Raw genomic sequence first — 14,534 nt, 5'->3', positions numbered from 1 at the left:
ATCGATGAACGACCACAGCTATGTGCACCGGCTCCATGCCGGTGCCCCGGGAAAACCCATCCTCTTTGTGCTGCACGGCACCGGAGGGGATGAAAACCAGTTCTTCGACTTCGCACGGCGGCTTCTGCCCGATGCGACGATCGTCTCTCCCCGCGGGGATGTTTCGGAGCACGGCGCGGCACGCTTTTTCAAGCGCACCGGCGAGGGCGTCTACGACATGGACGATCTTGCCAGGGCCACGCAGAAGTTGGCGTCTTTCGTGAAAGACATGACGGTCGATCACGGCGCGTCGCACATCCTTGGCCTCGGCTTTTCAAACGGTGCGAACATCCTGGCGAATGTCTTGATCGAAAACGGGCTGTTCGATGCGTCGGTGCTCATGCATCCTCTCATTCCGTTTCGGCCGAAGGCGAATCGGGAACTCCAGGGCCGCAAGGTGCTGATTACGGCGGGCGAACGTGATCCGATCTCTCCGGTCGGTCTGACCCAAGCGCTCGCCGGCTATTTCACCGGGCAGGGGGCTGCGACCGAGACCGAGTGGCACCCGGGCGGACATGACATCCGTCCGAACGAGATCGACGCCGTGCGGCGCTTCTTCGAGCCTTATTTCTAACTACCGGAAGATTGGCGGCAGTGCTTCCGAGACCTCATTGTCCGGCGCGGGCATCCAGCGTCCGGTAGAAAAAAAGGCCCTGGTCCGCATCTGCGGACCGGGTGCCGCCTTGATCGTCATGATAAAATTGAAACTGTTCTCGCTGCTGAATTCGCGGGAGAAGACGACACTCGCGCCAAAACCTTCCTTTCTGACATCCTTCAGTTCTCGGATCGCGCTCAAGGCATCGTGAAAATCCAGCCAGTGCGATTGTGCGAGCACCGTTTCGAAAACGCGCATGAAAGACGGATCGAGCCGGCCCGCGCTATCCGTCGCCGGCCCGACGATCTTGGCGCGTATGTTGGAAATCGCGCCTTTGCGATCTCCGCGAATGATCAGAAACACAGAACTCAGTGGGCGCTCCCCATCTTCCTTGTAGACCTCTTGAAAAGAGCATTCATAAGCGCTGCTGCCCATGGCGGAGGCACGCCATTGAGTCATCTCTATGCCTGCCTTGCGCAACGTTTCGCACATGTCCGGTCCGGACTTCCGCCACGTCCGCAGGAAATTTCCGGCGAGCTCGGGCTGCGGAACCTCGATCAGCCTCGGTGGGATCTTGACCGGCAGCTGGGGAGCAGGCTTTGCAACCTCTACCAGCTGTAGCGGCGGTGGTTCTGGTTGCTGGACCTGCAGGTTGAGACCGTAGCCCGACAAAGCTGCCAGGGTGCGCAGATGGCGCATGTCGTTGGATAGCAGGACCGTGCCGGCAACGAGCGAGATCGAAAGCGTGAGCATCAGCCACAATGCTGCGCGGCGCTTGCGGCGCGGCGGCGGCGTTTTCATATGCAGGCCGGACGGTTGCGTGGCCAAGGCTTTCACTCATTGCAGATGCGCCACTGTAGACAGCATGCTTCAGGTTTGACTTGCAACCAAATTGAGCGCCGGACGGGCTATATTAGCAAAGAATTCACCTGGTTTGCGCTAGGACGGCCGGAAGCGGCCACGCGAACCAATCTGCGGTACCCCCAAAGCGGTGCTGTCATTTACGCTTTGCTGCTTCTGCGAAGTAATTCTCTTGAGATTTCAACGGCGTTGCTTCATGATAATTGTGATGCGAAGATTTTCGTGTCGTGCCTTATGACGATCGATGCAGGTCGTTTCAGCAATGAGCATGTTTCTTCGCGCCCGGTAGCGATGCCGCGGTTCAGACTTTAACGCTTTATTCTGCCCTGCAAACTTAAGGCAGGGTTTGCTTGGGAAGGTTGCATGAGTTCGGAATTTGCGGTTCGCGCGATGCGGCCGGGTGAGTTGGAGCTTGTGCTCGAATGGGCAAGGCAGGAGGGGTGGAATCCAGGACTCGACGATTCGCTCGCTTTCCAGGAAGCCGACCCGTCCGGTTTCTTCATCGGTGCGGTTGGTGAAGTTCCGGTCGGTTCCATTTCGGTGGTGAAATACGGCGAACACTTGGCGTTTCTTGGCCTCTACATCGTCCATCCGGATTTCCGTGGCAAAGGCTACGGCAAGGCGCTCTGGAATGCCGGCATGGCGTCTGCGGCAGACCGCACGATCGGTCTCGACGGCGTCGTCGCTCAGCAGGAGAATTACCGCAAGGCAGGCTTCGAACCTGCCTATACTACGATCCGGTATGGCGGCATTCCGGCGGTGTTTCCGCAGTCCTCGCTCTTAGCGCATCCGGTGTCGGACAAGCTGGACGGGCTGTTCCGTTACGATGCCGCGATTTTCACCGAGCCACGCAATGCATTCGTTGCCGCATGGTGCAAGCGGCGGCGCGGGCGCAAGACGGCGATCGCGCGCAAGAGCGGCAAGATCCGCGGCTACGCCACAATCCGCCGCTGTTACGAAGGCTACAAGATCGGGCCGCTTTTTGCCGCCGATACCGATACCGCAGCCGCGCTGCTTGCCGAATTGCTGCCGGAGGCTGGCGGCGAGCCGGTGTTCATCGATGTCCCCGCCGAAAACAGGGAAGCGATCGCGCTTACCGAAAACATGGGGCTCGAACCGGTATTCGAGACGGCGCGCATGTATCGCGGCACGGCGCCTGCCATTCCGCTGAGGAACGTCTACGGCGTCACGACGCTGGAACTCGGCTGATCTTAGTCCATAGGCGAGGCGGGGGCGGTCGAAGCCGAAAGCTTTGGACGTCCCGTCTCAGCGATCGCAATGCCGCCCAGCGTCAGCACCAGCGAGACGATATGGAAGAGCTGCAACGCTTCGCCAAGCAGCAGCACGGATAAGAGCGTGCCGAAAACCGGAACGAGATTGATGAAGAGGCCGGCCCGGTTGGCGCCGATCCACTCCACGCCCTTGATATAGAGGATCTGCGCAACCAGCGAGGCGAAGATCGCCGTGTAAAACGTGATAATCCAGCCTTTGCCGTCCGGCATCTGGACATTGCCGGCCGCATTTTCCCAAAGCAGCAGTGGCAGCGACGTCAGCGCCGCCGCCAGGGCGGGAAAGGCCATGAGCGTGCGCCAGTCGACCGGCGGCTTCCAGCGCAGAAAGATCGTGTAGATCGAATAGGCGGCGACCGCCACCAGCATCAAGGCGTCGCCGCGGTTGAGACCGAGCCTGAGCAGCGCCGCGATATCGCCATGGGAGGCGGTCAAGGCCACGCCGACGAGCGTCATGCCGAAGCCGGCGACCTGCGCGGCCGAAACGCCGGTGCGGAAGAAAATCAGATTGAGCAGGAAGATCAGCATCGGGATGCCTGCCTGCTCGATCGCAACATTGATGGCGGTGGTGTATTTCACGGCCGAGTAAAGCATGGCGTTGAAGAGCGTATAGCCGACCATGCCGTAGAAAAGCAGCAGTGGCAGCTTCTTGCGGACGACCGGCCAGTCCTTCTTGATCTGCGGAAGCGACACCGCGGCGATGAGCGCGGTCGCAATAGTCCAGCGCAGGAAAGTCAGCGTCATGGGGCTCACATGGCCGAGCGCCAGCTTTCCGGCGACAGTGTTTCCACCCCAGCACAACGTCGCAATGGCGAGACAAATATAGGCCGTGATATGCAAGGTTGGTTCTTTCCGTCTTCCGAAAAGTAGTTCGAATGGCTGCCGATGGACCGGCAATAGCCCGGGACCGGCTGATTTGTCACGTAAAAAGCCCATTTCGCCCTGATAACAGGGTCGCTTTCCAAAAAACAAAGCTTTATAGATGCGCGGGTTTGAGCAGAGCGCGGATAATCCGCCGGTAACAGGAAGAGTTGGATGACGAACGTAGTCGTGGTCGGTTCGCAATGGGGTGACGAAGGCAAGGGCAAGATTGTCGATTGGCTTTCGGAACGTGCGGATATCGTTGTGCGCTATCAGGGCGGACACAATGCCGGCCATACGCTCGTCATCGACGGCACGAGCTACAAGCTGTCGCTGTTGCCTTCCGGCGTCGTGCGCCCAGGCAAGATGGCGGTGATCGGAAACGGCGTCGTGGTCGATCCGCACGCGCTGATTGCCGAGATCGAGAAGCTCGAAAAACAGGGCGTCAAGATTTCTCCCGACAACCTGCGCATCGCCGACAACGCTACGCTGATCCTCTCGCTGCACCGCGAGCTCGATGCCTATCGCGAAGATGCCGCCTCCAACAGCGGCACGAAGATCGGCACGACGCGCCGCGGCATCGGCCCGGCCTATGAAGACAAGGTCGGCCGTCGCGCGATCCGCGTCATGGATCTCGCCGATCTGGAGGCGCTCCCGGGCAAGGTCGACCGTATCCTCACGCACCACAACGCGCTTCGCCGCGGCCTGGGCGTTGCCGAGGTTAGCCACGAGGCGATCATGACGGAGCTGACGTCGATCGCCGATCGCGTGCTTCCCTTCCGCGAAACGGTCTGGCTGCTCCTCGACAAGGAGCGCCGCAAGGGCGCGCGCATTCTTTTCGAAGGCGCGCAGGGCAGCTTGCTCGATATCGACCATGGCACCTATCCCTTCGTGACCTCGTCGAATACGGTCGCCGGCCAGGCTGCTGCCGGCTCCGGCATGGGACCTGGCTCGCTCGGCTATATCCTCGGCATCACCAAGGCCTACACGACGCGCGTCGGCGAAGGTCCGTTCCCAACGGAACTCAACGATTCGGTCGGCCAGTTCCTTGGTGAGAAGGGCCATGAATTCGGTACGGTGACGGGACGCAAGCGCCGTTGCGGCTGGTTCGATGCGGCGCTTGTACGCCAGTCGGTCGCGACCAACGGCATCACCGGCATTGCGCTGACGAAGCTCGACGTGCTTGACGGTCTCGACGAGCTGAAAATCTGTGTCGGCTACATGCTCGACGGCGAGCAGATCGACCATCTGCCGGCAAGCCAGGCGGCGCAGGCTCGCGTGGAGCCGGTCTACATCGCGCTGGAAGGCTGGAAGGGGTCGACCGTCGGCGCCCGCAGCTGGGCCGATCTGCCTGCGCAGGCGATCAAATATGTCCGCCAGGTCGAGGAGCTAATCGGTGCGCCTGTCGCGCTTTTGTCGACAAGCCCTGAGCGCGATGACACCATACTTGTGACTGATCCGTTTGAGGATTAATGTCGCGGGTCATTATGGCATCTGGCCCGGCCGCGAATCGGGCCTCTCGAGAAAAGTAACTAATGGCTGATTTTATTGCAGTTATCCGGCGGGCGGTTGACGGCCTGGCTGAAAACACCCCCGAGATGCGGGCGAAGGTTTACGAGCGTGCCCGCGGCGCGGTGCAGCGGCAGCTCGAAAACATGAAGCCGCGCCCGCCGGAAGCGATGCTGCAGCGCCAGCTCGATAAGCTCGATGCTGCTATCCGCGAGGTGGAGGCCGAGCACTCCGAGGCATTGCCGGACGATGAGGCAGCCATTGCTGCAGCAGAAGCACCTATCCATGAAGAGCCTGTTTCCGAGCCGCCAGCACAGTATGCTGCCGCGCCGGAGCCGGCTGAAGAACCGGTTGCTGAAGAACCGGTTGCTGAAGAAGCGGTTGCTGACGAACCGGTCGCTGACGAACCGGTTGCCACAGAATCGGTTGCTGACGAACCGGTTGCCGCAGAACCGGTCGCAGAAGAGCATCTCGCCGATGCGGATGAACCAGCGCAATACCGTCACGAAGAGCCGCAGCCTGAACCGCAGGAAGAGGCGGCCCCCTACGAGGAGCCTCACGAGGAGCCCGCGTCGGTAGCGGCGGTGCCGGAAGAACAAGAAGAAGAACGATGGGACCGCCCGGTCGAGGAAGTTACTGCTGCGGCTGAGGCGGAAGCAGCACCTCCTGAGGAATGGGCTGCGTCGCATCGCGATGAAGTGCCGGTCGAGGAATACGCACCCCCGCCGGAGGAGTATCTCGAGGAGGCGCCTGCCGTCGAGGCCGAACCGGCTGTCGAACCGGAATCCCTTCGTCCTGCCGGCGAATACAATCCGTCGAACCGGCTCGTTGAGCCGTTCGTCTCTTTCGAGAAGCCGGAGGAGTTCGTCGAGCACAGCCGCGAGGAGCCGCTGCAGGCCGAAACGGTTGCGCATTTCGATCCCGTCTGGGCCGAGCCGGCTGCCGAAACTCCGGCCGAGCCACCGAAGGACGCAGAGATTGAATGGGCCACGGAGGAGGTCAGGAACTTCTCAGAAAGCGTTCCTCCAGCGGAGTCGGCCAACGACCACGCGCGCGCCTTCGAGGAAGCCATTGCTGGTCTTCAAAACCCGCCGCCGCCCGCGAAGATGCCGGCCGCGAACGAGGGCTTTTCCTGGGAAGCCGCCGCCTTTGACGATCTGCCGCCGATCGAGGCAGGCACCAACAAGAAGGCCCCTGTCGCAGCGCACTTCGACGATTCGGACCTGTTCGCCGAGATCCACGGCAAGCCTGCGGCGCCTGCTGCCGACGTACCGGGCGAAGAGTGGCAGGAAGCCAAGGCCCTTCGGGGCTACAGTCGCCGCGGCGTCGTTGCGGAAGACGACGATTCGGCGCCAGCTGCCGATATCGACCAGATCGTTGCCGCCAAACTGCAGAGCAAGAATTTCCGCATGGAACCGAAGCGCCGCCGCTTCGGTATCGGCACGATCATTGCCGTTATCGGCGTGCTGGCAGTGCTGGGCGGCGGTGCCTACGCCGCCTGGATGAACCGTGCCGAGCTGATCGCGATGGTTGACAATCTGGTGAGCGCCGCTCCGTCCAAAACGGCCGAGAGCGAGCCCGCTGCTATGCAGAACCAGACGCCGGCAAACCCTTCGACAAACAACACCGAAGCGGCCAAGCCTGCCGAACCTGGCCGGCAGGTTGCCGCGCTCGATGATGGTTCTTCGGTCAACAACAAGTTCAACCAGCGCCTCATGGCAGACGGTACGGAAGTCGACAGCGGCCCGGCTGCCATGCCCGGTACGCCCACCGCCGAAGGCAAGTCGGTCGCCGAGCAGAATGTGGCATCCACCGCGCCGGCTCCGCCCGTACAGGCAGGTGGGGCGTCCGCCGAGACGCCGCCGCCGAACGGCCCGACCGCTGCTCCGCAGCAGGTGCCGGCCAGTGCGAGCGAGAAGATGTTCCTCTATGAGGAGCGGATCGGCCAGAGCTCGCCAACGGCGATCCAGGGGGGTGTCGCCTGGAGCGTCCAGCGCGAAGCCGGCCAGGGCGGCAAGCAAGAATCGACGGTGCAGGCCAATGTGACGGTGCCGGAGCGCAATCTTTCGGCTCTCGTCACCTTCAAGCGCAACTCCGATCCGTCGCTTCCGGCGAGCCACCTTGTCGAGATCGTGTTCTCGCTTCCGCCGAATTTCGAAGGCGGCAGCATCGATAGCGTCCAACGCATTTCGATGAAGCGCACGGAACAAGATCGCGGCGACCCGCTGATCGCGGTTCCTGCCAAAATCACCGATGACTTCCACATGATCGCGCTGAACGATTATCCGGATGCCCGCAAGGCGAACCTCGATCTGCTTTCGACGCGTGACTGGATCGATATTCCGATCACCTATCGCAACGGCCGCCGCGCACTGATCACGATGCAGAAGGGTCCGACCGGCATAGCAGCCTTCAATACCGCAGTCAAAGAATGGACGGCGCTCGGCGACGTGAGCACGAGCCAGTAACGCGCTGGTCGCCTGGAGAAGTGGCAGCGGGACAACCCGCTGCCGGGCTCATGTCGTTGGCTTTGTGTATTGCATGCTTGGACGCTCGGCGATGCGTTGCCACCAGGCGGCGAGACCGGTGTGCTGCTCAAGCAGCTTCCGCCCTTCGGGAACCGTCAAGAAATAATCCATCATTGGTGCGACGTGCAGATCCGCCAATGTCAGCGTCTCTCCCGCGAGCCAAGGCTCGCCATCCATCAAATCCGCAAGAGCCTGCAGGCAAACAGGCGCTTTGGATCGAGCGATGGCCACGCGCGCCTCATCGCTTGGCTCTCCGCGCAGCGGCTTCGACACCAGTTCCACATACATTCCCCAGACGAGGTTGGAGTAGATGTATCCATCCGCGATGCTGATGATCTGGTTCATCCGGGCGCACTTCCTTGGAGTTGCCGGTTGCAGGCTTGGACCGTTGAATGCCGCATCAATGTAGCGGGTTATCGCTCCGGTCTCATAAAGATTGAAGCCGTTATGCTCCAAGGCTGGAATTCGGCCGAACGGCTGCCGGGCGAGATAGGATGACGGCGGTCCTGCCGCTGCAAAGACATCGACGGGCACCAGATCGTAGTCAACGCCCTTTTCATGCAAGGTGAGCCGCACGGCCCGCACATAAACGCTGTAATCCGCGCCGAACAGTTTCGGCCTTTGCCTCATCCCGGAAGGTGCCTCTTGCAAACTTAAAATGAAGAAAGCCGCCTGCCGCACTCTGCAGCAAGCGGCTTTCCGATCTCATATCGAGGCGCGAACCCGTTATGCCGTGGCTTCGACGACGCGGACGGCGTTTGCCCTTTCCAGCGCTTCCTTGCGCACCGCGTCCTGCACCTTTTCGAAGGCGCGCACTTCGATCTGGCGCACGCGTTCGCGGCTGATGTCGAACTCGGTCGACAGATCTTCCAGCGTGACCGGATCGTCGGCAAGGCGGCGTGCTTCGAAGATGCGGCGTTCGCGGTCGTTTAGCACGCCCATCGCCTTCGAGAGCATGCGGCGGCGCGTTTCGAGCTCGTCCTGCTCGATCAGCACGTCTTCCTGGCTGTCGTGGTCGTCCACGAGCCAATCCTGCCACTGGCCGCTGTCGCCTTCGGAGGCCTTGATCGGCGCGTTCAGCGAAGCGTCGCCGGAAAGGCGGCGGTTCATCGAAACGACCTCCTCCTCGGAGACGTTCAGCTTCGTGGCGATCTCCGCGACATGCTCCGGCTTCAGGTCGCCTTCGTCGATTGCCTGGATCCGGCCCTTGAGGCGGCGCAGGTTGAAGAACAGGCGCTTCTGGTTGGCGGTCGTGCCCATCTTCACCAGCGACCACGAGCGCAGGATGTATTCCTGGATCGAGGCCTTGATCCACCACATCGCGTAGGTGGCGAGACGGAAACCGCGTTCCGGATCAAACTTCTTGACGGCTTGCATGAGGCCGACATTGCCTTCGGACACGACTTCGCCGATCGGCAGGCCGTAGCCGCGGTAGCCCATCGCGATCTTGGCGACGAGACGCAGGTGGCTGGTGACGAGTTTATGCGCAGCTTCGCGGTCACCGTGCTCGGAATAACGCTTTGCCAGCATATATTCCTGCTGCGGCTCCAGCATCGGAAACTTGCGGATTTCGTCGAGATAACGATTGAGACCGGCTTCGCCGGCGGTAATGGACGGCAAGGTATTGCGGGCCATGATTGCACCCTCCTATATAGATTCCGGTTCCCGATGGAACGCGTCCCCGCGTCGGAACTGGCGAACCGGGACGTGCGGCTCAAATCCAAGCCCGCACTAAGTCAACATACAGATAAGTATGGCAGAACAGCGGTTCAAGCCCATCAAAAGCATTCACGAAGACGTTATACTGCTAACGGCGGAGCGCTTCTGCGAGTTCCACCATATCTACGGGGAGGGGCACTTCGAAGTGCATGAGTTCACCCGTACGGGGATGCTCGAACTGCAGCATATAGGCATGGAGCGCCTGACGGCCGAAGCTGTTGACGACTTTACGTGCTTCATCGGGCAGTAGATTGGCCTTGGTTCTGAAATGCGCGCCATAGACCGTATCGCCAAGCAGCGGATGGCCGATATGGGCCATATGAACGCGAATCTGATGGGTGCGGCCGGTCTCCAGATGGCATTCGACGAGGGCGGCAAGCGCTGTTGCATCCGGGCTCTCGTGGAAGCGTTCCAGCACTGCGTAATGCGTGATGGCCTCGTCGGCTTCCTGGCTGTCAGGACGCTTGACGGAGCGGCGCGTGCGGTCGCCGGTCGAGCGGCCGAGCGGCGCATCGATCGTGCCTGAGAGCGAGCGCGGCCGGCCCCAGACGATCGCCTGGTAGGCGCGCTTGAGCGGCATGGTGCGGCCGTGATCGGCAAACTGAAGCGACAGGTGGCGATGTGCAATATCGTTCTTGGCGACGACCATGACGCCGGTCGTATCCTTGTCGAGCCGATGCACGATGCCTGGCCGCCGGACGCCGCCAATGCCCGAGAGGCTGTCGCCGCAGTGGTGGATCAGCGCATTGACGAGTGTTCCCGTCCAGTTTCCGGCAGCGGGATGGACGACCATGCCGGCCGGTTTCGAGATGACGATGAGGTCGTCGTCCTCGTAAAGGATGTCGAGCGGAATGTCTTCGCCCTTCGGCGTCGGGTCTTCCGGCTCGGGCAGCAGGAGTTCGTAATTGTCGCCGGAGCGCACCTTCTTTTGCGGGTCGAGGACAACGGCGCCGTTCACCAGCAACTGGCCATCCTTGATCAGCACCTTGACGCGGCTGCGGGAAAATTCCTCGCCGAGCTGGGCCGTCAGCCAGGCGTCGAGGCGGCCTTCGGCATTCTCATCGGCAGTCAGGACTTTCCTAATGCCGGATGCTTGTTTAAAGGGGTCGCTCAAGACGCTTCTTCTCCGAAGTATTTCATAGGACACCACGATGACGAAAATCGAGCTGGACGATCAGGAAGAACAGCCCCTTGATCCGGCAATGGAAAATGTCCGGCGCAAGATGGTCCGCCTGCAGATCGTCTCCGGCGCCATCATGTTCGTGAGCCTTATGGCGGTCTTCGGCGCCGTTGTCTACAAGACGATGAAGGCCGAACCGGCAGAAACGGCAGCTGTCTCGGGCTCCGGCGTTCCTTCGGATTCGCCGGTCAGATCCACGGTTTCCCTGCCGCTCGGGTTCGCCGTGCAGTCCACGTCGCTCTCCGGCAGCCAGATCCTGTTCTTCGGCCAATCAATCGACGGCAAGCGCAAGGCGCTGGTCTTCGACATCGAGGCGGGTCGGCTCGTCGCCGACATCACCGTCGCCGGCAACTGAGGCCGATGGCTGCCGCGCCGATCACGATCGAAAGCGCCGACGATCCGCGCATTGCGGAATTCCGCGCGATCCGCGAACGCGACCTGACGGGCAGGCAGAACCGCTTCATTGCCGAAGGCACCGTCGTGCTGCGCATGCTGGCCGAAGCCCACGCTACGAGACGCGGCTTCGAGGCCGAGAAAATCCTGCTGCTGCGAAACCGCGCCGAAGGCGTCGCAGACATTCTTGCGCGCGTGCCGGATGATGTCCCAGTCTATGTCGCCGAGGCGGATGTTCTCGAGGGCATCGTCGGCTTCCAGCTGCATCGCGGCGTGCTGGCGCTCGGCCGACGCATCCCGGGCAGCGAGAACCTGCTCGACAACCTGCCGGAGCGCGCGCTGGTGCTCGTTGGCTGCGGCATTTCCAATCACGACAATGCCGGTTCGATGTTCCGCAACGCGGCCGCCTTCAACGCGGACGCCATCTTCCTCGACGAGACCTCCTGCGATCCGCTTTACCGGAAGGCGATGCGTGTGTCGGTAGGTTCCGTGCTGAGCGTTCCCTATCAGCGGAGCAGCAGTGCTCTCGATATCCTCGTTGCACTAGCAGAACGCGGTTTCGATATCTGGACGCTATCGCCGCGCGGCAAGACGGATATCCGTGCGATAGCACCTTCGGATCGCATGGCGCTGGTGGTCGGTACCGAGGGAGATGGGCTGCCGGAAGCTGTCCTGGCGCGTTTCAGGAGTGCGCGCATTCCGCAATCTGCCCGCCTCGACAGTCTCAATGTCGCGACGGCGACCGGCATCGCTTTGTTCGCGATGGCATCGGCGGCCGTTCGTCTCTGAATCAGCCCGGTTGCGACAGGATCGTTGCGGCGCGCTGGGCGAGGCTCACGCGTTCGCCCTCTTCGTTACCCGCATCCTCCGGCAGAAGGTCGCGGATCGGCGAGGAGGGGCCTTCGTTAAGCGCCGTCAGTGCCACCATGCCAGCCGCGATCGAGGCGATCTCTTCGCGCATGGCGCTGTCGTTGCCCGTCGTCGCCTTCGCCTTGGAAATGCGATCGGAAACGGCTGCACTGCGCGCGCGAACTTCTTCGGCAAGGCGGGCGGCAACCGCTGCTGAATCAAGTTCGGAAGCTGGAGATTCTTCCTGCATCAGTTCCTCCCCTTTGGTTTCGACCGTTGCCAGACCCGCATCGCGAAGCGCGCGGTTTGCCTTGCGCAGGCCGGCATTGAGCGACTTCAATTGCTCCTTGAGCTTGGCGATTTCCTGCTGGCGGCGGCCGAGCAGCGTTTCCTTGTCGGCAGCGGCAGCTGCCTCGCGCGCGGATTTGTCCTCCAGGCGGATCACCAAATGCTCCTGCTGCGTCAGCTTCTGCTCGGCATCCTTGGCCCGCTTCTGCAGAAGATTGACGTCCTGGCGCAACGTGTCGCGTTCGTCGCGCAGCGCGTTGGCACGGACTTTTAGACTTTCCATCTCGGTTTCGCGCGCCGCCATGTCGATTTTGAGGTTGTCCGCCTGCTCGGCGAGCTTGTTGAGGCGCGTGCGCAGCGTCTCGATCTCGCTTTCCTTTGCAGAAGTCGCCTGTTCGGCAATGTGCAGGCTCGTCTTCAACTTGCTGATATAGATTTCGTCCATGCGCAGGTGGGAGCGCATTTCGGCAGCCTCGACGTTCAGATCGCCGATCTGCGCCTGCAATGCGCCGAGTTCGGACGACAAGCGGCCGGCATCGAGCGCAAGGGAATCATGGCGAAGCTGCAGGGACAGGGATTTTTCGCGCTCGCGTATCAGGTCCTGTGCCGTTCTGGCATTCTCCGCAGCGTAGAGCGCCCGTACCATGTCCTTCTGCGCCCGTACTTCCTGCGGGGTGAGGGGCATTGTCGCCTTCATGCGGTTTTCCGTATACCAGACGATGCGGCGATGGATTGCAGGAGAGATCAGGAAGACGAGGAACGCCGCCGTCAGGAAACCCAGTCCGAACAGAAGAGCATATTCGATCACGGCGCGGCCATTGCTTTAAAGTTTGATTTGCGTCAGCGCCAATGATTAAAGCACGCGCTGCGCCTAGAGCAAGTGGCGGATAGGTGACGGCGGGCAAGAATCCCGCCGCCGATCGTGGGCTTAGAAGGGGTTCCAGGTCGGGCCGGGCGTGATTTTCAGATAGCCGACGTTGACGCCGAGGCGGGCGCCGACGCCGGTGCGGATCGGAACCACCAGAACATTATTGTTTTTGAGCAGCGTCATGCCAAAGCCGGCAATGACGAAGGCCTGGCCGCTGACACCGCCGAAGCGGGCATAAATGCTGTCGATCGAAGGCAGGTCGTAGACCAGCATCATGACGCGCGAGCCCTGGCCGCCGTAGTCGATGCCGAGGGACGGTCCCTGCCAGTAGAGCGAATGGGCGCCGGCGTTCTTGGTGTTGAGCTGGCCTTCTCCGTAGGTCAGGCCGGCGATGAAGGCGCCGGACCCTTCCTGTCCCAAAACGTAACCGTTTGGCAGACCATATTTTTGAAAGGCCGCTTCAACTACCTTTGCCAGACCGCCGCTGGTCGATCCGAAAAAGGAATGGCCAGCGTCGACGATCTCCTGCATGGTGTATTGATTGCTGTTGGCCTGCTGTGCCGCCGCCTGCTGCGGGGAGAGCACAAATGCTGCAATGGTCAGCGCGACGAAGAGTCGGCAAAAGCCCATAAATCTTCCGGGGGATTGAAGGCGCATGGTGTCATCCGTTCATCATGGTCGGTTCGATGAGCCGTTTCCGGCAGTGGATGCATTTTGCGCGGATCGTCTTAATAATCGGTTTACCAAATATGGTGTCATTATGGCGACGAGTACGGCGCAAACTTCGTGCAATTTTGATCAAGCATGATAGGCGGGATGAAATTTTGCCGCCTTTAGGAGACGATGATGTCCAAGAACCCCAATCTTACATTGACAGGCCCGGATCTGGCCGCGCTACTTTGCAGCCGTGTTTGCCATGACGTCATCTCGCCCGTCGGCGCGATCAACAACGGTCTCGAGCTGCTGGACGAAGGCGGCGCCGATTCGGACGCCATGGACCTCATCCGCACGAGTGCGCTCAATGCCTCGGTTCGCCTGAAATTTGCACGCCTGGCATTTGGCGCCTCCGGTTCGGTCGGCGCTTCGATCGATACCGGTGAGGCAGAGCGCGCAGCCAAGGATTTCGCAGCTGCCGAAAAGAAGACCGAGGTGACCTGGAATGGGCCGCGCGCCATCGTCGCGAAAAACCGTGTCAAGCTGCTGCTCAATCTCTTCCTGGTTGCCTATTCCTCGATCCCGCGCGGCGGCTCGCTGGAAGTAACGCTTGAGAATCCGGAGTTCGACGCGAAGTTCAAGATCGTTGCCAAGGGCAAGCTGATGCGCCTGCCGGCGAAGTTCGTGGAAATCACATCGGGCCAAGTCGAGGAGGCGATCGATGCGCATTCGATCCAGCCTTACTACACGGTCCTGCTCGCCGAAGAGTGCGGCATGGAGCTCGGCCACAGCGCGACGGGCGAAGAAATTATCTTCACCGCGGAGTCGGTTATTGTCTAGCGTCATGGTTGCATCGCTGCAGCCTGGCACGTCCAAGGTAACACTTCCTTAGCCTAATGGA

Annotated in this window: 14 protein-coding genes; 7 read left to right on the top strand and 7 right to left on the bottom strand. The window is 61.2% G+C overall.

Annotated elements, in window-relative coordinates; all coding sequences use genetic code 11:
* Window positions 1-4: 4 nt before the first annotated feature.
* Window positions 5-613, top strand: a complete 609-nt coding sequence (locus QA644_RS13835) for an alpha/beta hydrolase (RefSeq protein ID WP_283069005.1) — start codon at window positions 5-7, stop codon at window positions 611-613.
* Here QA644_RS13835 and QA644_RS13830 read toward each other — a convergent pair whose 3' ends face one another.
* On the bottom strand, window positions 614-1,462 hold the full coding sequence (locus tag QA644_RS13830) for a DUF6030 family protein (protein ID WP_283069004.1): 849 nt from the start codon (window positions 1,460-1,462) through the stop codon (window positions 614-616). It lies immediately after the preceding gene.
* Window positions 1,463-1,858: 396 nt separating this feature from the next.
* On the opposite strand from QA644_RS13830, the gene QA644_RS13825 reads away from it, so the two are divergent.
* Window positions 1,859-2,704, top strand: coding sequence for a GNAT family N-acetyltransferase (locus tag QA644_RS13825; RefSeq protein WP_283069002.1), 846 nt, complete (start codon window positions 1,859-1,861; stop codon window positions 2,702-2,704).
* 2 nt (window positions 2,705-2,706) lie between these two features.
* Here QA644_RS13825 and QA644_RS13820 read toward each other — a convergent pair whose 3' ends face one another.
* Entirely contained in the window at window positions 2,707-3,624 is a 918-nt protein-coding gene (locus QA644_RS13820; RefSeq protein WP_194727815.1) for a DMT family transporter, read from the bottom strand.
* Between the two features lie 195 nt (window positions 3,625-3,819).
* Here QA644_RS13820 and QA644_RS13815 point away from each other — a divergent pair, with 195 nt between their 5' ends.
* Both QA644_RS13815 and QA644_RS13810 read left to right on the top strand, forming a co-directional pair.
* Entirely contained in the window at window positions 3,820-5,118 is a 1,299-nt protein-coding gene (locus QA644_RS13815; RefSeq protein WP_283069000.1) for an adenylosuccinate synthase, read from the top strand.
* Between the two features lie 62 nt (window positions 5,119-5,180).
* Window positions 5,181-7,622 (top strand): hypothetical protein, encoded by a 2,442-nt coding sequence (locus tag QA644_RS13810; protein ID WP_283068998.1) that lies wholly within the window; start codon window positions 5,181-5,183, stop codon window positions 7,620-7,622.
* A 48-nt stretch (window positions 7,623-7,670) separates the two neighbouring features.
* Here the strand turns inward: QA644_RS13810 and QA644_RS13805 are convergent, their stop codons facing one another.
* From QA644_RS13805 to QA644_RS13795, 3 genes are all read right to left on the bottom strand, one after another.
* Complete coding sequence (locus QA644_RS13805) at window positions 7,671-8,312, bottom strand: glutathione S-transferase family protein (protein WP_283072385.1); 642 nt, start codon at window positions 8,310-8,312, stop codon at window positions 7,671-7,673.
* A 96-nt stretch (window positions 8,313-8,408) separates the two neighbouring features.
* The gene (gene rpoH / locus QA644_RS13800; protein ID WP_039845711.1) at window positions 8,409-9,317 is read right to left on the bottom strand and encodes an RNA polymerase sigma factor RpoH; all 909 of its coding nucleotides are present in this window, start codon (window positions 9,315-9,317) and stop codon (window positions 8,409-8,411) included.
* A gap of 172 nt (window positions 9,318-9,489) precedes the next feature.
* Entirely contained in the window at window positions 9,490-10,515 is a 1,026-nt protein-coding gene (locus QA644_RS13795; RefSeq protein ID WP_074069313.1) for an RluA family pseudouridine synthase, read from the bottom strand.
* A 37-nt stretch (window positions 10,516-10,552) separates the two neighbouring features.
* On the opposite strand from QA644_RS13795, the gene QA644_RS13790 reads away from it, so the two are divergent.
* Both QA644_RS13790 and QA644_RS13785 read left to right on the top strand, forming a co-directional pair.
* A complete protein-coding gene (locus tag QA644_RS13790) occupies window positions 10,553-10,936 on the top strand; it encodes a hypothetical protein (RefSeq protein ID WP_194727811.1) in 384 nt (127 codons plus the stop codon).
* 5 nt (window positions 10,937-10,941) lie between these two features.
* A complete protein-coding gene (locus QA644_RS13785; protein ID WP_283068996.1) occupies window positions 10,942-11,763 on the top strand; it encodes an RNA methyltransferase in 822 nt (273 codons plus the stop codon).
* Window position 11,764: 1 nt separating this feature from the next.
* Here QA644_RS13785 and QA644_RS13780 read toward each other — a convergent pair whose 3' ends face one another.
* Both QA644_RS13780 and QA644_RS13775 read right to left on the bottom strand, forming a co-directional pair.
* Complete coding sequence (locus QA644_RS13780) at window positions 11,765-12,919, bottom strand: hypothetical protein (RefSeq protein ID WP_283068995.1); 1,155 nt, start codon at window positions 12,917-12,919, stop codon at window positions 11,765-11,767.
* 120 nt (window positions 12,920-13,039) lie between these two features.
* Entirely contained in the window at window positions 13,040-13,636 is a 597-nt protein-coding gene (locus QA644_RS13775; RefSeq protein WP_074069309.1) for an EipA family protein, read from the bottom strand.
* A 189-nt stretch (window positions 13,637-13,825) separates the two neighbouring features.
* Here QA644_RS13775 and QA644_RS13770 point away from each other — a divergent pair, with 189 nt between their 5' ends.
* A complete protein-coding gene (locus tag QA644_RS13770; protein WP_022716948.1) occupies window positions 13,826-14,473 on the top strand; it encodes a histidine phosphotransferase ChpT in 648 nt (215 codons plus the stop codon).
* Window positions 14,474-14,534: the final 61 nt, after the last annotated feature.

The organism is Rhizobium sp. CC1099 (assembly GCF_029714385.1).
Lineage (GTDB): Bacteria > Pseudomonadota > Alphaproteobacteria > Rhizobiales > Rhizobiaceae > Rhizobium.
This window is presented reverse-complemented; position numbering and strand designations above follow the sequence as displayed.